Origin of the sequence: Cystobacter fuscus, assembly GCF_044360685.1 — a bacterium.
In the GTDB taxonomy this organism is placed as follows: Bacteria; Myxococcota; Myxococcia; order Myxococcales; family Myxococcaceae; genus Cystobacter; species Cystobacter fuscus_C.
Genome location: NZ_CP043491.1, coordinates 725,565 through 743,662 on the forward strand (window position 1 = coordinate 725,565; position 18,098 = coordinate 743,662).

Sequence of the window (18,098 nt, forward strand, 5' to 3'; positions counted from 1 at the left end):
TCCGCCCCCGCGCGCCTAGTCCTGCGGCTTGGCCTCGGGGAGCAGGTCCCCGCACGTCTTGGTGATGCAGGTGGTGAACTTCTCGCCACAGGTCATGTTGCAGTCCTGGTTGCCCTTGCAATCGTCCACGCACGACTTCATGGGGTCCTGGCACTTCGACATGCACTTGTTGAGTGCCTGGGCCTGCTGGGTGTTCATGACCGGCTTGGGCTCCTTGTCCCGCCGGGTGGGCGCTGGATCCTTGGCCAGGGCGGCGGCGGGCAGGAGACAGGAGAGCGCGAGGGCCAGCAGCAGCGAGGAGCTTTTCATGGAGGGGTTCCGGGGGTAGGACGGTGGCTCGCCGAGGGACTGCGCTGCCCGGCGGGAGAGCGATTATAGGAGCCGCTGCACTGTAATTGAAGCGCCCATCCCGCTCGTGTTACGGCCCCGGCATGAGCGACGCTGGAGCACCTCCCCAGGATCCCAAGGACACGGTCAACCTTCCCAAGACGGACTTCCCCATGAAGGGGAACCTCGCCCAGCTCGAGCCCCGCATGCTCGGCTGGTGGGCGGACCACGGCATCTGGGGAAAGATCCTTCAGCGGCGCGTGGGCCACGAGCCCTTCGTCATCGCCGACGGGCCGCCGTACGCCAACGGCCACCTGCACGCGGGCCACGCGCTCAACAAGGTCCTCAAGGACATCGTGGTGAAGTACCGCAATCTCTCCGGCCGCCAGTGTGACTACATCCCCGGCTGGGACACGCACGGCCTGCCCATCGAGCAGGCGGTGGAGAAGCGGCTCAAGGACAAGAAGATCGACAAGCGCACGCTGGACCGCGAGGCCTTCCTCACCCAGTGCCGCGAGTACGCGCTGGAGTTCATCGACATCCAGCGCACCGAGTTCAAGCGCCTGGGGGTGCTCGGGGACTGGGACAATCCCTATCGCACGCTCGACTTCCACTACGAGGCGCAGGAGATCCGCGAGCTGGCCACCTTCGCCCGGCGCGGCATGCTCTACCGGCGCAAGAAGCCGGTGTACTTCTGCCTCACGGACCAGACGGCGCTCGCCGAGGCCGAGGTGGAGTACGAGCAGCACGCGAGCCCGTCCGTGTACGTGGCCTTCCCCGCGGGCCCCGAGGTGGCCGAGCGGGTGCCGGCGCTCGCGGGCCGCAGCGTCTCCTTCGTCATCTGGACCACCACGCCCTGGACGCTGCCGGCCAACCTCGCCATCGCGATGAACGCCGAGTACGAGTACGTGTTCTACGCGCTCGGCGAGCGCGTCATCTGCGTGGCCAAGGACCTGCTGTCCCGGGTGCTCGCCGAGGTGAAGGCGGACGAGCTGGAAGTGAAGACGGTGAAGGTGAAGGGCAGTGAGGTGTCGGCGACGGCGCTGGTGGAGCCCGAGCGCATCCTCGCCTACGCGCGCGGCGATGAGCTGGAGGGCTGCACCTACCAGCACGTCTTCTATGCGCGCCAGGGGAAGATCCTCCTCGGCGAGCACGTGACGCTGGAGGCCGGTACGGGCCTGGTGCACACGGCGCCCGGCCATGGCCAGGAGGACTACGAGGTGGGCCTGAAGTACGGGCTCGACATCTACAACCCCATCCGCCACGACGGCCGCTTCGACGACAGCGTGGGCGAGTGGCTCGTGGGCAAGAAGGTCTTCGAGGCCAACCCGCTCGTCATCGACGTGCTCGCCGACAAGGGCGCGCTGCTCAACGGCAAGACGGACAAGGTGGAGCACAGCTATCCGCACTGCTGGCGCTGCCACAACCCGGTCATCCTCAGCGCCACGTACCAGTGGTTCATCCCGCTGGACAAGCCGCTGCACGGCGGCGAGGGCAAGACGTACCGCCAGCAGGTGCTGGACGAGGTGGACCGGGTGCAGTGGGTGCCCTCGTGGGGGCAGAGCCGCATCAGGGGCATGCTGGAGACGCGGCCGGACTGGTGCATCAGCCGTCAGCGCAGCTGGGGCGTGCCCATCCCCATCGCCTACTGCGAGGGCTGCGACGAGGCACTCATCTCGCCGGAGTTGATGGAGAACGTGGCGGCGGCGGTGGAGAAGCAGGGCGTGGGTGTGTGGTACCGCACGCCGGTGGCGGACTTCCTGCCCGAGGGCCAGCGCGCGTGCGGCAAGTGCGGCAAGACGAGCTTCCGCCGCGAGACGGACATCCTGGACGTGTGGTTCGACTCGGCGTGCATGTTCAGCGCGGTGCTGGACCGGCGCCAGCGCATTCCGGCGGACCTGTTCCTCGAGGGGAGTGATCAGCACCGGGGCTGGTTCCACTCGTCCATCCTGGTGTCGGTGGGCACGCGCGACGTGTCGCCCTACAAGGCCTGCCTCACGCACGGCTTCGTGGTGGACGGCAAGGGCGAGAAGATGTCCAAGAGCGTGGGCAACACGGTGGCCCCGGAGAAGATCATCCAGCAGTACGGCGCCGAGGTGCTCCGGCTGTGGGTGGCCAGCAGCGACTACCGCAATGACGTGCGCCTGTCGGATCAGATCCTCAAGGGCCTGAGCGAGGGCTACCGGAAGATCCGCAACACCATCCGCTACGCGCTGAGCAACCTGTATGACTTCGAGCCCGAGCTGGACGCGGTGCCAGCGGAGCGGTTGCAGCCCCTGGACACGTGGGCGCGGGGCCGGCTCGCGGAGGTGGTGGCGCGGGTGAAGCGGGCCTACGAGGCGTACGAGTTCCACCTCGTGTACGCGACGGTGGTGGACTTCTGCGCGGGGGATTTGTCGGCGGTGTACTTCGACATCCTCAAGGACCGGCTCTACACGTCCAAGGCGACGGGCGAGGCACGGCGCGGCGCGCAGACGGTGCTGCACGAGGTGGCCACGGTGCTGCTGCAATTGCTGGCGCCCATCATGAGCTTCACGGCGGAGGAGGCGTGGCAGTACCTGCCGGGGAAGAAGGCGGAGAGCGTCTTCCTGACGGACTTCCCGGAGCCGGCGGTGAAGCCCGACGCTGCCCTGGCCGAGCGGTACGCGAAGCTCTTCGCGGTGCGGGGCGCCGTGCAGGGGCTCTTGGAGGCGGCGCGGCGCGAGAAGATGATCGGCTCCTCGCTGGAGGCGCGGGTGGTGCTGAGCGCGAGCGGCAAGGCGCGCGAGTTCCTCCAGGCCCACGCGGCGGAGCTGCCGGGGCTGCTCATCGTGAGCCAGGTGGAGCTGGCGGACGGGGCGGGGGACAAGGCCCAGGTGCTCGCGGTGGCGCAGACGCTGGGCGAGGACGTGAAGGCGGAGGTGCTGCCGGCGCGGGGCGCCAAGTGCCCTCGCTGCTGGACGTACTCGGAGCAGGTGGCCGCGGGCGCTTCCGTCTGCGGCAAATGCCAGGAGGCACTGTCATGAGTGGCACGATGAAGCCGTCACGCCGTTCCCTGCTGGGCTGTCTGGCCCTGGTGGTGCTGGGGTTCGCCTCGGTTCCCGCCTGGGCGGATGAGCCGGCGAAGAAGGCCCCGGAAGCCAAGAGCGCTCCCGCGACCGTCTCGGTTGTCTTTGATTATGGCAATGGCAAGGAGAAGGCCCTGACGGGCATCGAGTGGCGCCAGGGCATGACGGCCTGGGACGCCACCCAGGCCGCGGCGCGGCGCGCTCCTCCCATCGAGATCAAACACTCGGGCAGTGGCGCGATGGTGTTCGTCACCGGCATCGATGGGGTGAAGAACCAGGGCGGCGGGCGCGACAAGCGCAACTGGCAATTCCTGGTCAATGGCACCTACGCCGATACGGGCGTGGGCGCCAAGGTGCTCCAGGCGGGCGACAAGGTGCTCTGGAAGTTCGCGCCGCCCCCTCCATCGGGTTCCTGATGAGTGTCCACGAAGTTCTTGAACCCTGAGCCGATTCAGCTCGCGAACGCGGCCTGAGTCGGTGAACGGTTACATCAGCACCCAGCAAACGCACTCGGCCGAGGGCAAGTCTACCCTATTCAATAGGTCCCAAGTATATCACAGACCCGTTGAATTGACCTTGCTGTCATCGGCCCTCTGTAATCTTCGGGTTTGGGCTTCCAACTCGGGTGGCCCGCCCGAAGAGGTGCGGCGATGTTGAAACATTCCGACAGTTCGCGTTCCGTGGACACGCGGCGGCCCCTGCGCGCGGCGGCGCTGGCCATGGCGGCACTGATGCTGATGACAGCATGTGCTACAGGCACCCCCATGGGTGGAGGGTCGACGGCTTTTCGTTACCATCCGCCCGTGCCGCGTGACTCGCCCGAGCCCTGGGCGCGGAAGTCAGAAGCCCAGGACTGGAGCCTGGAGGACTGGGGCCAGGGAGAGGCTTTCTTTGCCAGGCTGCCCACGGACTTCGCGCCTGTGCAGGTGAGCGACGCTGAGTTTTCGGCAGCCATGACAACGCTTTGGCTTGACATGCCGCTTCGGGTGGCCGCGTCTCAACCCCCGTTGTATGTCGGCCGTAGGCTGGCGTGGGCTTCCGCGTCCGTGAGCGGCGAGGTGTGGCAATCTGACCTGGCCCGGTCCTATGGGCGGTTTTGTGAGCGGTGCGGCACTCCAGGGGACTGCCTGACGCTGTTTGAGGACGGGCCTCTCTTCCAGGATGACGACAAGAGAAGTCTTGCGCTCGCCCTGGCGGTAGGGCCAGCCCTGGAGGGTGTAAACGCGGAAGTACGCGCCATGCTCAACCCTACACAAATGCTCGCAATGCTGAGCATGAGCATCACGGTTTATATGGCGCTGCTGTTGGCGCCAGTGCCCGAGCCGATAACAAAGGGCGCGGCCCTGGTGTTTAGTGCCGCTTTGTGGGGTTATCTCGGTTATGAGTTCTTCGATTTGCTGCGGGCCTATGCGCGGCTTTACGAAGATGCGCCCCGGGCCTCCACCTTTGCGGAGTTACGCGAGATTGGCGAGCGTTTTGGGCGTGTCATCGGTCCCAACAGTGTGCGGATTCTCGTCGTCGTGGGGACGGCGGCCATTGGTGAAACGGTAGCCCTTGCTTCCAAGGCCCCCAAGCTCCCCGGATTTGCGCAAGCGACGGAGAAAGTCGCGGCTCGTACTGGGTTGGGCCTGCTGGAGACCGCAAACGGAGCCGAGCGCCTTATTGTCTCTGTGCCAGAGGGGGCGATCCGCGTGGTGTTGGCGCCTCATGCCGTGGCCATGGTCGCCCGGGGTGTTGGCGCTGGGAGTCCTGCCCCAACTCGGGGTAAGCTCCTCCCCAACGGGCACAGGGCGTGGGGGTCGTTCAGTGGCTTCAAGTCGGCCATGGGGCGAGCGAGCTCGGGAAAGCAATGGCATCACATTGTGGAGCAGACCCCGGGCAATGTGAAGCGGTTTGGAGGCGAGGCCCTTCACAATACCGAAAACATCACCGCACTCAACGAGGGGCTACACACCGACGTGAGCGCCTTCTACTCGTCGATCCGAGAAGGAATCACCGGCTCCAACACCCTGACGGTCCGGAAATGGCTTGGCACTCAGTCATACGAAGCCCAACGTCAGTTCGGATTGAAGGCAATTGAAAACATCAGGAGAGGAACTTGGAAGATCAGGTAAGACAGCTAGAAGAACTGGCGGAAAGATTTGCCCACCACACAGCAGAACAGACGGACGCAATCTTCCGAGGTGATGCCAGGATTGGCAACAGGCACGCGAAGCAGCGGATTGCCACGTTCAAGAAGTTGCGCGCTCACGGGAACGCGGGGCGGGATGCGCTCGCCATGTTGCTCACGCACCCGCGAATGGACGTACGAGGCATGGCGGCGGTCTACCTGCTGCGCTATCGGACGGCGGAAGCCAAGGCCGTCTTACTGGAGATCGCAAAAGGTGAAGGACTGGCCGCTTTTGAAGCTTCGGAGGCCCTGAAACGCTGGGAAGAGGGCACTTGGGCACTAGATCCAGCCGAGGATGCCGCGGGGCAGCCAGAATCACCCCGCGTGGCACCGCCCAGCAAGCGCAGCCGACCACGCACGGAGCGCGCCGCGAGTGACAGGCGGAGAGGGAGCAAGCGGGACAAGCCTGGCGGGTGATACGCCAGGGGATGACGGCCTGGGAGGCCACCCAGGCCGAGGCGCGGCGCTCCCCTCCCAGGTGCTCTGGAAGTTCGCGCTGTAGGCGCTCCAAGAACCCCTTGGCGCCTGCCCGGGCGCATTTGTCTGGCCGTATAATACGACCGGTCATATACTACCGCCTCGAAGCCATCGCGACCGCCGGAGAGCTCCAGCGGCCACTCCTAGGGAGCAACCCATGTCAGACCTTCTCGCACGAGTCTTGAGCACCTACGGCGGCCTCGAGCGCTGGAAGAAGGTGAACAAGATCTCCGCTCATCAGCGCTTCGGCGGCGTCCTCTGGCCGCTCAAGCAGGTGGACGGCATCGTCAATGACGCGAGGGTCACCGTCGCCATCCAGAAGCCGTGGACCTCCATCACTCCCTTCACCGCGGCGGACCGTCGCAGCGTCTTCACTCCGACGCACGTGGCGATCGAATCAACGAGCAAGGGGATCATCGAGGAACTCAATGATCCGCGCGCCTCGTTCGCCGGCCACACCCTGGAGACGCCCTGGAGCCCGCTCCAACTCGCGTACTTCACCGGCTACGCCATGTGGACCTACGTGAGCGAGCCGTACTCGTTCACCTTCCCTGGCGTCCAGACGGTGGAGCTCGAGCCCTGGAAGGAGCAGGGCGAGACGTGGCGGCGGCTCAATGTCAGCTATCCGAGCAGTCTCGCCACGCATAACCCCGAGCAGACGCTGTACGTCGATTCCGACGGTCTGCTTCGCCGGCGCGACTACCAGGTGGACATCGCGGGCGGCGTGCCGAGCGTGCAGTACATGAGCGGCCATCGGGAGATCTCCGGCATCGTCATCCCCACGACGCGGAAGATCTACGGCCGCGACGCCCAGAACCGCGCGGTCCCCGAGACCCTCGTCGTCTCCATCGAACTCGACGACATCACCGTCGACTGAGCACGAGAGAGGAAGGCGGGGAGGGCCGCTCACCAGAGACGCAGCAGGCGGGCGCGGCAGCGGAACTTCGGGTCGAGCAGGTCGATCACCTGTACATCGCCGGTGGTCTCGTCGAAGCGGCCGGCGAGCGCGCCCAGACTGGCCATGGCCGCGGCGTACGCGGCGTCCTTCTCCTTCATCTCCGAGACGTGCTTGAGGTAGACGACGCGGCCCTCCACGGCCCAGAGGGTTCGGATGCCATCCGATTGGACGCCCATGTGCACTCCCGGGGTCTTCAAGGGAGGAGGCGTGAGCCTGGCCAGGGCGGGAGGCACGGCCTCGCTCACGTACTTGTCGAAGGCTTTGTCGCCGCTGGGCTCCACCACCTGCACCGAGCGGAGTTGCCCGTCGGGGGCTTGCCGCAACTCCAGGATGACGACGAGCCCTGGCTCGGGCTCGGCATGCTGCTGGAGCGCCTCTCCCGTCTTGAGGAACCCGCGCATGCGGTCATGGGCCGGGTTCCCCTGGGAGAGGGCCTCGAGCCGCTCGAGGGGAGTGAGGGGCTCGTGCGCATTCCGCTCCCGGTCCTTGCCCACGCGCCCGCTGTGGCCGTAGCGCTCGGCATCCTTCAAGTAGGTCTGGGCGAACTGCTGGAGCTTCCCCGGGGAGGTCTTCCCCTTGAAGAGCGGGGCACCCTCGAGCTGCTTCTCCAGGGCCTCGCGGACCTCGCTGAAGTACGGATGCACCAGGCCGTTGTCCACCCGCCGCGCGGCCAGGTCATCCTCGGCGAAGGACTGCACCCGGGCGCTCACGCGGGCGTGCTCCTCGGCGGCGAGTGTCTCCGGAGAGAGGCTCGGATCACCCGGGCGGATCGTGCGTCCCCGCGGTTTCTCCTCGGGGATGGGCAGGCTCCAGCCCCCTGACGGAAGGGAGGGCAGCAGCGAGGGGCGCCGTGCCTCCGCCGTGAGCGGCACGTCTCGCGGTGCGTCCAGGGGAGGGGAAGGCGCGGCGGGAGACGAGGGGTGCTCCACCTCGGAGGAAGACGCGGCCCGCTCGGGCGCCGTGTCCGAGGAGGCCGCCGGAGCGGAGGCCTCGAGGGGAGGTGCCGGCTCGGGGGTGGACGGCTCGGAGGAGGGCCGCTCCGGGGGAGCCGGCCTGGCCGGAGGCGGCCGGGGAACTGGAAGCGCCCGAGGCGGGGGGCGGGGCCGCTCGGTGCGGGCCGTGGGAGGAGGACTCGGGGGCGGCTCGGCAGGAGGGGGGGACGAGAAGACGAGATCCACCGCGAACGGGTGAGGCCCGGTTGGGGTGCTCTCCGGGTGCTCGGGTTCCTTCCCCCAGAGGAGGGCCAGGAGCACCGCATGAATGAGGAGTGAGATGAGACCAGCCCACCCAAGCCGTGTGCTCCGCATGGCCCCACATTTCCAAAAAGACGGCTCGGACTCAACGCCACATCAAGAGAACGGTTGTCTGGCACGGAACTTCTCACTCGCTTGGAGTGCGACAGTGGTCGCCACCCTCCCGCGTCGGGACGGAGGGCCCTGGCGCTCCCTGGTACACTCGGGGAATGGATGGCACGACGGCCGCCGAGCAACTCCTCCACGCAGGTTGTCCCTGGTGGGACCTGCGAGAAGCTTGGGGCGAGCCGAACGTCAAATGGTGCGAGGCCACGCTGTGTGGGTGGGTGAACGAGCCCGCGAATGCCTGGTCCAATCTGGCCTACTTCGTGGTGGCGCTCTGGTGCGTCTGGCGGTGGCGCGCCACCGGTAGCCGCGCCATGCGGCGCTTCGCTTGGACGACCGGACTCGTGGGCATCTTTTCCTTCATCTACCATGCGACGAACAACTTCGGCACCCAGCTCTTGGACTTCGTTGGCATGTACGTGCTGGTCTTCTTGCTGGTGGCGTTGAACCTGCACCGGGTGGGCTGGTTGCCGAGGCAACAAGTGGGATCGGTGCACATGGGGCTGACGATGGGGTGCACCGTGCTCGTGCCGGTAATGAGGCATTTCGATTTTCCGTACCAGTCCGTGGTGCTGGTGGCGGTGCTGGTCATCATTGGCACCGAGCTTCATTTGTCCCGGCGGAAGGATCGACACGAGTCGTACCGGGATTTCTGGTGGGCGGTGGGGCTGATAGCGGCGGCGGCGGCGTTCTCGGTGGTGGACGTGACGGGGCTGTGGTGCGCTCCCAACAACCACTTCCTGCAAGGACACGCGGTCTGGCATGTCTTGAGCGCGCTCGCGTTGCTGTTCGCCGCGCGGCACCATTTCGGGCTGGAAGACGCAGGTGGTTCTCAAAAGCCAACTGCCAGTCCTGCGTGAGGCGGCTTTACCCAGGCGCGGGGAGCTCCGCGAGCAGCTCCCTGGTCTCCTGGAAGTTGCGCCAGTTCGGGCTCACGCCGACTCGGGCACAGGTTCTCTCGAGGAGCCACCGGGCCATTCTGGGCCGACCCTGCTCCCGCAGCAGGCGGCCCAGGCTCACCGCCGCGCGCAGCTCGAAGAGGCCAGCCCCCTGTTCGCGGGCTCGCCGGAGAGCGCGGAGGAAACGCGCCCGTGCCTCCCGCTGCTGTCCGTCCGCCCACAACAGCTCTCCGTACAGGCGATGCAGCTCGGCTTCGCAGAGGCGCTCTCCTGTGGTCTCCGCCCAGTCCAAGGCCTCGCGCACCGTGTCCATCCCCTCCTGGAACTGCCCCAGCTTCAGCTGGAGTTCCGCGACCATGCTGAGGTTGTAGGGAACTCCCGCGCGGATGCCCCGGGACCGCCACTCTTTGTCGAGCTGCCGCATGTGGTCGAGGCGCTCCTGGGGGTGTTCCTCCCCCTTCTCGGAGCGGGCCCAATCCTTGATGAACATCGACCACGTCTGCCATGCCCAGGAATAGCTGCGCTCGCTGCAGCTGTCGATGACCTTGTTCGCCCAGGTCAAGGCACCAGGGGCGTCTCCGCGGAACTGGCAGGCCACGGCCACCCAGGTTAATGCACAGGCTGTCGTGTGTGGATGGCCGACTTGTCTGGCGAGCGCGATGACCATGTCGCTGTAGTGCCGGGCTTGCTCGGGCCGGCCGCACACCGAATGGATGATGGGAGCGTAGGCCAGGGCCGCCAACACCGGTGCGATCCCTTGCCGCAGTTCCTGGGGCCGGTGTGGCTCGAGGTCGGAGCGCGCACACGCCTCCGCGCGTTCGAGATACTCCGAGGCGGTCCGCACCTGGCCCCAGCAGAGGAAAACGGTGGCCATCAGCCGGTAGCCCAGGGCGCGCGTCTCCTCATCGTGCTGGCTCGTCCCGCATTGCACCAGTTGCTCGGCCAGCTCCTGAAGGTAATGGAACTTCGCGCGTGCCAGGTAATAGGTGCAAACTTCCCAGTAGGACGGCTCGAGGGTGGGCAGCGTTTCGCCTATCTGGCGAAGGAGCTCCCGTGCCCGGGCGTAGGTTCGCTCCACCTCCGGCGAGCAGAATCCCTGGATATAGGTCAGCGGGTCGCCCAGCGTACTCACGAACTGCAACTCGTCGCGGAGGCGCTGGGGAGCATCTGGAAGGCCGCGCAACAGCTTCAACGCCTGGGTGAGATGGCTCACCGCCTCCACGGGAGCCGAGCGCATCCTGGCCCGCAGTCCGGCCTGGGCCCAGTAGGGGATGGCCCGCTCGTTCTCTCCTGCTTTCGTGTAGTGGTGCGCGAGCACCTCGGGCTTCGACAGAACGAGCCAGGGAAACCGCTCCGTCATCACCGCGGCGATGTGCCGATGGTATCGCCGCCGCAGTCTTCGTGAGAGGGATTGATAGGCCGCCTCCTGGATGAGCGCATGCCGGAACTGGTAGCTGGGATCGAGGACTCCCGGGCGGGCCTGGAGCAACTGCATCTCCATCAGCCCCGAGAGCCCGCGCTTCAACGAGTCGTCATCCCGTTCCGCGACGGCCGCGAGCAGTTGATGGGTGAAATCGCGCCCCACCACCGCGCAGAGCTGGATGAGCTCCTTCTGGCGTGGTGCGAGCCTGTCCAACCGCGCCAGGAGCAGCTCGCTCAGGGTGACTGGAATGGCGCGCGGCAGCCCTCCTTCCCAGTCCTCATGGGCGGTGGGTTGCTCGAGCACCATCCGGGTCATCTCCTCGATGAAGAGCGGAATGCCGTCCGTCTTGCTCACCAACTGCTGGAGGGTCTCCTCGGGCAGGTGCCGGTCTCGGGCCACCTCCTTCACCAGGAGGGCCGCGGATCCGGCCGACAGGTGCTCGAGGGGGAGCCAGTGACGCCAGGGGCGTTGGGGCCATGTCACCTGGAGCCCTGGGCGGGTGCTGAGGAGAACGAGGACGTGTGCCTGCTCGATGCGCTCGAGGAGGAACCCCAGGAACTCCATCAGGATGGAGTCGGCCCAGTGGAGATCCTCGATGGTGAGCAGCACGGGTTGCACCTGGGCCACGCGCAGGAGCAACGTCCCCAGGGTCGAGAAGAGCTTCTCCTTGCGTCGCTCGGGCGTGAAGCGGCGGATGGCTGAATCCTCGGGGAGGGGAAGCGAGAGGAGCATCCCCAGTACGTGCACCTCCTCCGAGGACATGCCCAGCGCTCCCAGCCGCTCCTCCAATTCCTCGAGTTGTTGCTGGGGAGTGCCTTCCTCGGGGAGTTGGAACAGGCGTTGAAGCACCTGGACGATGGGATGCAGCTCCGAGGTGTAGAGCTGGGACCAGCACTGGAACTGCAACTGCATGGCTGGCTCCTGGGACACCTGCTCGGTCAACTCCCGGATGAGGCGGGATTTACCAATGCCCGCATCACCCTGGATCACGACGAACGCCCCCTGTCCCCGCCGGGCCTGCTCCCAATGCTCGCGCAGCCGTTGCTGCTCTTGCTCCCGTCCCACCAGAAGCGAAAGTCCCCCCGCGGCGACCGCCCGGTCGAACCGGACCCGCGTGCTCCTCTCGCGCAGGACACGATGAATCTCCACGCTCACGCCTCCCCACAAGCCCTCGAAGGAGCGAGGACCGAGGGGTTCCAGCTCGAAGGCTCCCCGCACGAGCTTGTAACTGGATTCACCCAGGAGGAGTTCTCCAGGACTGGCCTGCGCCGCGAGCCAGGCCGTCACCTTGGGGGTCTCACCCAGGAGGTTGAGGGTCTGGCTTCCCGGGTCCGACGCGTTCACGCCGAGGGTCACCATGTCGGTCTGGATGCCCACCTTCACGGCCAATCCAGACCGTGGTAGCTCCGGCACCCTCCGCGAGAGTTCCTCCCTGACGCTCCCGATCAGGTGGAGCCCGGCTCGCACGGCACGCTCCGCATCATTCTCCCGCGTCTGGAGATGACCGAACCAGGCATGCACTTCGCCTCTCATGGAGTGAAAGACCGCGCCCCCCTGTTGCTGGATGACTTCCGAGCAGCCCCGGAGAAAGGCCGCCTCCACTTCCCCCAACGCTTCCTCGTCGAACTGCTCCCCGAGGTCTCCGCGCCCGACGAGCTGACAGCACATGAGGGTCATCTGCCGTCGCTGGGGCACCTCGGGTCGTGGTTCCGCGGGTTGGAAGCCGAGGTGCACCCTGAGTTCCCGCAACTCCTGTCGGAGCTCCAGTGCCGTCGGGAATCGCCGCGCCGGTTTCTTGGTCAGCGCGGCGGACAAGAAGTCCTCTACTTCCTGGGGCAGTTCCGGGCAGCACGCCCTGACTGAAGGAGCAGGTCCGGTGGATGTCACCCGAGTCCGCAGCTCCCCCAAGGTGCTGCTCGAGTAGGGCAGTTGCCCGGTGAGCATCTCGTGGATCATGACTCCGGCGGACCAGACATCGGTCCGCGGGTCCTGCCGTTCCCCCAACCACTGCTCTGGCGCCATGTAGGCCGGTGTGCCAGAGGTTGGCAGGTCGGGTATTCGCGGAGAGTCCACGGCAATGAGGTGGGCAATGCCAAAGTCGAGCAACTTCACTGTCCCTTGCCGGGTCAGGAAGACATTGCTCGGTTTGAGATCCCTGTGGACGAGGTGGCGCTCGTGGGCATGAGCCAGGCCCGCGGCGACGGCGTCCATGATCTCCAGGGTGCGTTGCAGGGAGGGGCGTTCCCGCCGGAGCAGCGAGGCGAGCGATTCTCCCTCCAGATACTCCGTGACCAGGAAGGGAGTCTGGCTCCTGCCCGCCGTGTCACGCCACATCCCGACATCGAAGATCTTGATGATGTTTTCGTGGTCCAGGCGAGCGACCGACCGCGCTTCCTTGAGCGCGGCGTCTTCGTGCCCCTGGCGGGGTACCAGGATCTTGAGCGCCACCTCACGCTGGAGTTTCGTGTCCCGAGCCCGGAAGACCTGACTCATTCCTCCTAGGCCCAGCCACCCGATGATTTCAAAGCGGCGGTCGTCAGGTCCTCCAAGACGCATCCCGGGAAAGGGCAGGCGTGGAGGGGTGCTCACCTGAATCACTTTCCGCAGGAATACTTCTTCTTTGGAATTCAAGCCCTTGGGACCCATGGTGTGTCCTCGGCCTCTCCAGGTTCTCTCCCGTTTTCCCTCCGGATAGACAGTACGTTCTCATTTGTGATTCAGGTGAGAGGCAGGGCTCGACGTATGCTTGGCCGCGAGGGTGGGTTCAGCAGCGGACCGAGCGTCGGACGTCTCGGCCACCGACCCGGAACCGCTCAGCGCTGGACGTAGCCGTCCGACAAGGTCCGCAGGAAGGCGACGAGGGCGTCTTCCTCCGCGGAGGTGAGGCCGAGGCTGCCCATCTGGCTGGTGTTGACGTTCTGCTTCACCTCGGGGGACGGCCAGCAATCGACGCCAGGGACGGCCTGCTCCAGGGGGCCTTCCGCGCGGCACACGGGGAGCACGTCGCGCGTGTTGTAGAAGTGGACCACGCTCTTGAGGTCCTTGAAGTAGCCGTTGTGCATGTAGGCTTTGACGAAGGCCGGGCTGGGCCGCTTGTCCACGTTGCGCAAGGTGGGAACCTTCTGCTTGCCGAGGTTCTCCCGCGCGTACCGCTGCCACTCCGGGCGCGTCTGCAGGAAGGCCCCCAGGCCCTGATCCGTCCACTCCCAGCCCCGCGGGTTGAACTCGCGCTGCTCGTACCAGGGGTTGAGCGGGTTGCGCGGCACGCCGAGGTTCGCATAGGTGTGGTCGGTGAAGAGGGGCGGCTCGCCGCGGGCGCCGCGCTGGCTCAGGTGGCAGCTGGCGCACATCGCCTTGCCCTCGAACAGCTCCAGGCCCTGCGTCTCCTGGTCCGTCAGACGGACGCGCCCGGCCAGGTACGCGTCGTACTTGGAGGAGAAGGGGTTCATCTCGGACGAGGCCTCGTAGGCCGCGATGGCCCGGGCGATGTTGTCGAAGGCCCGTGCCGCCTGGCCCGGCTGGCACATGGTCCACCCGTAGACGAGAAGGAAGTGCGCCGCGTAGGGCCCGGTGCACACCTTGGCGACGACGGCCGCCTCGCTGGGGTTGTTCTGCTCCACCGGATTGAGCAAGGGCAGCTGCGCCTGATCCGCGGCGGGAGTGCCCAGCTCCTCGCCCGTGGCGCGGCCATCCCAGAAGCTGCCCCCCACGAAGACCCCCTTCGCCCAGCTGGCCGGCTGGAAGAGGGGGGCGCGCGTGGCATAGGCGCTCGAGGGAGGTTTGCGATTGCCGAACCGCCCCGGGACAGCGCCCTCGTGCACGCCCCCGGTCGCATTGCCGTGAGTGTCCGGTCCCATCCAGCCCGTCGACGGGTGATGACAGGAAGCACACGCTTGACCGGGGGGCTCGGAGAGTCTCTTGTCGAAGAACAACAGCCTGCCGAGCTGCTCCTTGGGGTGGAGCGTCGCCACGGGGGCCTCCACCTCCGCGAGCAACCCGGCCGGCGCTTCCGGTGTTCCTGGCGCTTGCGGTTCGTTCGGGGCGGGGCCCACGTCACAGGCCACCAGTCCACACATCAAGGATGCAAGCACCCAGGTCTTCCACGAACGCATCGGAGCACCTCAAGGGAGGGGGGACCCGATGAGTGACACCGGCTGTCGCCGTCGGCCATGGGCTCGGGGGCGCAGGTGATTGTCCAGCATTTCAAGAAAACTCTGCCAGAAGCGGCCCTGTGCGATCGAGAACACGGGCACCGCGCGGCCGGGACGCGCCCCATCCGGAGCGAGCGCGGGAAGCGGACTCCAGGACGTGGTCACACCTGGGACGATGGACGGCCAGAGTATGTCCACGCCTGGAGGAATCCGCTCATGGCGTCTGGCGTGAGGCCGTCCGGCCTACCGGGTGGCGCTCTTCACGTAGTCCTGGCGCCAGCGCTTGTCCACGCGCGTGCGCATGTCGAGCCTCGCGTTGGCGTTCTGCTCGGCGGACTCGTACTTCTGCTGGATCTGCCCGTCACCGACGAGGAAGCCGTTGGCGTACACCACGGTCTGATCCGCGCCCAGCTTCAGGGCTTCCTCGTTCGAGCCCACCTTGAGGTTGTGCACCTTGCCGCCGAACGGCTGGCGGGTGACGCTCACCAGGGGGCTGATGCCGGTCCGGGTCTGGACCTTGTCTCCCACCCGCAGCTTGCGGGCCTGCACCATGCCCCGGTCCACCGTGGCGATGGGGTGCATCTCCGTCATCAGCAGCTCCCTGCCGGCTTTGTCCTTGATGCGCACCATGGGCACGGTCTCGAAGCCCTTGGCGATGTCAGTCACCGTGAGCGCCTGGGCACCGGGGTGGAAGGGATTGAAGATCTTGTCACCGATCTGGATGGACTCGATGGGCACCATGCGGCCGTCGGCCAGTTGCACCTTCGTGCCCTCGGCGAGGCAGCTGTTCGTCATGGTCATGCACGGCAACTGCCAGTCCGTGGCCTGGGAGTCTGGATCGTTGCTGATGACGATGGGACGGGGCGGAATCTCGACGGCTCCCTGCTTCAGCGGAATGCCCAGGATCATGCTGAGCTCCAGCTGATCCTGTACCTGCCGGCAGCTCGAGTCGAAGAGCGCCGCGTCCGCTCCCGTGAGATTCCAGCTCAGCGTCTTGCCGTCAGGGGAGATCGTGACGTGCTGCCAGAAGTTCTGCATCGGGCTGTACAGGGCATTGCTGCTGTCCACGTCGCAGCCGCCGCCCACGTTGGCCAACACGGCCTTGATGTTTCCCGGAGGCGTCAAGGTTCCGTTCTGGTACCGCGCGATCCTGTTGGCATCGAAGACGCAGGTGGGGTTGTTGAAGGAGATGCCGATCGAGCCGGACAAGGGGATCTTCAACGCCGTCGGGGTTCCGGTCAGGTCGTAGTCGCAATCACCCGTCCAGGTCCGGTTCAGGCAGAGGTCCACGCACTGTCCGCCCGTCCTGTTCACGGGGTCGGTGATGTTCAGGGTGGACAGGTCGAACTGGCACCTCCTGTTGTTCTCGCGCAGGGTGTAGGTCTCCTGCAGGCCCGTGGCCGAGTCGATGAGCGAGTACGAGTCCACCACGTAGTCCAGCGCACCCGTCAGGGTGATATCTCCGACCGCCGCCGACCTCGCGATGGAGCCACTGTACTTCTCGGCATAGGCCATCGCTCCGAGGGCAGTGCCGTTGTTGTCCCAGGTGGCGCTGTCGACATAGAGGTAGTTGGCCACGCCGGGGTAGGTGACCAGCGCGTTGGCCTCCATGTACGGGCTGCTCTCGGTGAGGAAGTTGGTCGAGTTGATGAAGTGTTGGGGCGTCCGGGCGACCGTGAGCGTCCGTGCGTTCTGCGTATCGTGCGGACGCAGTTGATCGGCGACGCGCCGCCGGTTGATGAGGTCGAAGAGACGGGGCGCCGTCCGCGGCGTCTTCCCGGCCATCTTCAGCCGGGAGACGACGAACCGGTACACCTTCGGGTCCGAGTAGTCGAGGCTCGTGGCGACGTCCGGCTTCACCAGGCTCCGGACGTACGCGCGATCCTCGTGGTACGTCTTCCATTCTGTCAGGGACAACGCATCGGGACGAGCCGACCCCGAGAACTCGGACTGCGTCCAGTCGATCTGCCCGTCAGCCGGCAGCGCGCTCGCGGCGGCAGGTCCCATGAGCCCCAGGAGCAGGCTCCCACAAAGCGTCTTCCACAGCATGGATTGCGATTTTGACATTCTTCCCCCTCTGGTCGTGCGAGTGATTCGCACGTGAATGCGAATGGACTTTCATCCATCCACGGCGGGGAATGCAATGGTCTTGTTTGTTGTGTCAATCATTGCCGGCTGACATGTCGCGTCTGGCGCTGACATGTCAGGACGGGATCCGGCTCAAGCCCCTGGTGGCGGCGGAGTGGAAGCAGGAGGCACGCTGAGCGGCGCCTTCCCGCTCCACTCCGTCCTTCAGGCGCCTGCTAGGGATTGCTGAAGATGAGGTACGCACCGGTCATGCCGGTCGTCGGCAAGGTGCAGCCCGTATAGGCGGCCGCCGTGCTGGCGGTCGACGTGCGCGCCTTGAGACCCGTGGCGAGCGAGCCGATCTTCAGCCGGTACTGCCGGCTGGCGATGTACGTCGCGTTGGCCGAGAACGTGAGATCGATGAGGAAGCGCACCGTCCCGCCGGCCGTGATGCGCGAGAAGTAGCTGCCGCCGCACCCTCCCGTGGCGCCGGTGCCGAGGGTGAAGTTGGCGGAGCTGCCGAACGGCGTGGTGGGGCTGCCGCAGATGAGCTGCAGCCCCGAGCCGTCGCCGGAGTCGGCGCGGGTGCCGGCCTGATACAACTTGATGGAGTTCACATCGAACCGCGACGGGCTGGTCCCCGCCATCTCGAGCGTGAGAGGAAGCTGATCCAGGTACAGGGTGCTCGTCGTCGTGTTGGTGACCTCGAAGGCCAGTGTCGTGCCCTGGCGGAAGTTCACCCCGTCGGGCGGAAGGATCTTCTTGTCATGGGGCGCGGCGGTGTTCTGCCGGAACTGCAACTGACCCGTGCAGGTGCCAGTGGCCGTCGAGAAGCCGTTCGACACCGGCAGGAACTGGCAGACGTTGCTGGTGGAGCAGTACCAGTACGGGTTGCCCGGGCCCACGCCGCTCGGGCTGGGCGTCTGCACGCCGCAGTCCGCGTAGGCGGTGCAGGGCGTGTGGATCGGGCACTTCTGGCCCGTGACGGGATCGTTCTCCCAGCTCAGGCACGCGGACGTGTCCGCTGTCGCGGCTTGCCGGGATTGGCTCGAGGCCGTGGGGGTCGAGCCCGTCTGTGACTCGCCGCCCTGCTCGGGCGCGGTGCCGCAGGCAGACAGCAGGGAGGCTGCGAACAAGAACATTCCAGACGTCACGAATTTCAAGGTGAGGACCTTTCACATTTCATGAGGCTTTGGGGTGCAAACACCGCTGTCGGGCTTC

Annotated in this window: 11 protein-coding genes and 1 pseudogene; 6 read left to right on the plus strand and 6 right to left on the minus strand. The window is 66.3% G+C overall.

The genetic code is table 11. From position 1 onward, the window contains the following. Window positions 1–15: 15 nt before the first annotated feature. The gene (locus tag F0U63_RS03055; protein ID WP_395843509.1) at window positions 16–309 is read right to left on the minus strand and encodes a hypothetical protein; all 294 of its coding nucleotides are present in this window, start codon (window positions 307–309) and stop codon (window positions 16–18) included. 122 nt (window positions 310–431) lie between these two features. On the opposite strand from F0U63_RS03055, the gene ileS reads away from it, so the two are divergent. The 5 genes and pseudogenes from ileS (at window position 432) to F0U63_RS03080 (ending at window position 6,898) form a co-directional block, all read left to right on the plus strand. Next, window positions 432–3,332 carry an isoleucine--tRNA ligase gene (ileS, locus tag F0U63_RS03060; protein WP_395843511.1) on the plus strand — a complete coding sequence of 967 codons (2,901 nt, stop codon included), beginning with the start codon at window positions 432–434 and terminating at the stop codon, window positions 3,330–3,332. Further along, window positions 3,329–3,790: a DUF4430 domain-containing protein gene (locus F0U63_RS03065; protein ID WP_395843513.1), complete on the plus strand. Its 462-nt coding sequence runs from the start codon at window positions 3,329–3,331 to the stop codon at window positions 3,788–3,790. The genes ileS and F0U63_RS03065 overlap by 4 nt, the downstream gene beginning before the upstream one ends. Window positions 3,791–4,024: 234 nt before the next feature. Further along, entirely contained in the window at window positions 4,025–5,488 is a 1,464-nt protein-coding gene (locus F0U63_RS03070; RefSeq protein WP_395843515.1) for a hypothetical protein, read from the plus strand. Continuing rightward, window positions 5,473–5,832 (plus strand): annotated as a pseudogene (locus F0U63_RS03075) (DUF2019 domain-containing protein); the annotation flags it as partial. The gene F0U63_RS03070 and the pseudogene F0U63_RS03075, both read left to right, overlap by 16 nt. A gap of 346 nt (window positions 5,833–6,178) precedes the next feature. Then, window positions 6,179–6,898, plus strand: coding sequence for a hypothetical protein (locus F0U63_RS03080; RefSeq protein WP_395843517.1), 720 nt, complete (start codon window positions 6,179–6,181; stop codon window positions 6,896–6,898). Between the two features lie 29 nt (window positions 6,899–6,927). Here the strand turns inward: F0U63_RS03080 and F0U63_RS03085 are convergent, their stop codons facing one another. Continuing rightward, window positions 6,928–8,286 (minus strand): TonB C-terminal domain-containing protein, encoded by a 1,359-nt coding sequence (locus F0U63_RS03085; RefSeq protein WP_395843519.1) that lies wholly within the window; start codon window positions 8,284–8,286, stop codon window positions 6,928–6,930. A gap of 155 nt (window positions 8,287–8,441) precedes the next feature. On the opposite strand from F0U63_RS03085, the gene F0U63_RS03090 reads away from it, so the two are divergent. Then, entirely contained in the window at window positions 8,442–9,197 is a 756-nt protein-coding gene (locus tag F0U63_RS03090) for a ceramidase domain-containing protein (RefSeq protein ID WP_395843521.1), read from the plus strand. A 7-nt stretch (window positions 9,198–9,204) separates the two neighbouring features. On the opposite strand, the gene F0U63_RS03095 is transcribed toward F0U63_RS03090, so the two are convergent. The 4 genes from F0U63_RS03095 to F0U63_RS03110 all read right to left on the minus strand — a co-directional run bounded on the left by F0U63_RS03095 (window position 9,205) and on the right by F0U63_RS03110 (window position 18,013). Next, on the minus strand, window positions 9,205–13,305 hold the full coding sequence (locus tag F0U63_RS03095) for a protein kinase (RefSeq protein WP_395843523.1): 4,101 nt from the start codon (window positions 13,303–13,305) through the stop codon (window positions 9,205–9,207). 167 nt (window positions 13,306–13,472) lie between these two features. Next, entirely contained in the window at window positions 13,473–14,771 is a 1,299-nt protein-coding gene (locus F0U63_RS03100; RefSeq protein WP_395843525.1) for a cytochrome-c peroxidase, read from the minus strand. A 282-nt stretch (window positions 14,772–15,053) separates the two neighbouring features. Then, window positions 15,054–16,877 (minus strand): Hint domain-containing protein, encoded by a 1,824-nt coding sequence (locus tag F0U63_RS03105; protein ID WP_395843527.1) that lies wholly within the window; start codon window positions 16,875–16,877, stop codon window positions 15,054–15,056. 236 nt (window positions 16,878–17,113) lie between these two features. Further along, complete coding sequence (locus F0U63_RS03110; protein WP_395843529.1) at window positions 17,114–18,013, minus strand: hypothetical protein; 900 nt, start codon at window positions 18,011–18,013, stop codon at window positions 17,114–17,116. Window positions 18,014–18,098 lie beyond the last annotated feature (85 nt).

What these genes read in the sequence shown, in the direction of transcription:
- F0U63_RS03055 (WP_395843509.1), bottom strand. Translation starts at nt 309, where the DNA reads ATGAAAAGCTCCTCGCTGCTGCTGGCCCTCGCGCTCTCCTGTCTCCTG.
- ileS (WP_395843511.1), top strand. Translation starts at nt 432, where the DNA reads ATGAGCGACGCTGGAGCACCTCCCCAGGATCCCAAGGACACGGTCAAC.
- F0U63_RS03065 (WP_395843513.1), top strand. Translation starts at nt 3,329, where the DNA reads ATGAGTGGCACGATGAAGCCGTCACGCCGTTCCCTGCTGGGCTGTCTG.
- F0U63_RS03070 (WP_395843515.1), top strand. Translation starts at nt 4,025, where the DNA reads ATGTTGAAACATTCCGACAGTTCGCGTTCCGTGGACACGCGGCGGCCC.
- F0U63_RS03080 (WP_395843517.1), top strand. Translation starts at nt 6,179, where the DNA reads ATGTCAGACCTTCTCGCACGAGTCTTGAGCACCTACGGCGGCCTCGAG.
- F0U63_RS03085 (WP_395843519.1), bottom strand. Translation starts at nt 8,286, where the DNA reads ATGCGGAGCACACGGCTTGGGTGGGCTGGTCTCATCTCACTCCTCATT.
- F0U63_RS03090 (WP_395843521.1), top strand. Translation starts at nt 8,442, where the DNA reads ATGGATGGCACGACGGCCGCCGAGCAACTCCTCCACGCAGGTTGTCCC.
- F0U63_RS03095 (WP_395843523.1), bottom strand. Translation starts at nt 13,305, where the DNA reads ATGGGTCCCAAGGGCTTGAATTCCAAAGAAGAAGTATTCCTGCGGAAA.
- F0U63_RS03100 (WP_395843525.1), bottom strand. Translation starts at nt 14,771, where the DNA reads ATGCGTTCGTGGAAGACCTGGGTGCTTGCATCCTTGATGTGTGGACTG.
- F0U63_RS03105 (WP_395843527.1), bottom strand. Translation starts at nt 16,877, where the DNA reads ATGTCAAAATCGCAATCCATGCTGTGGAAGACGCTTTGTGGGAGCCTG.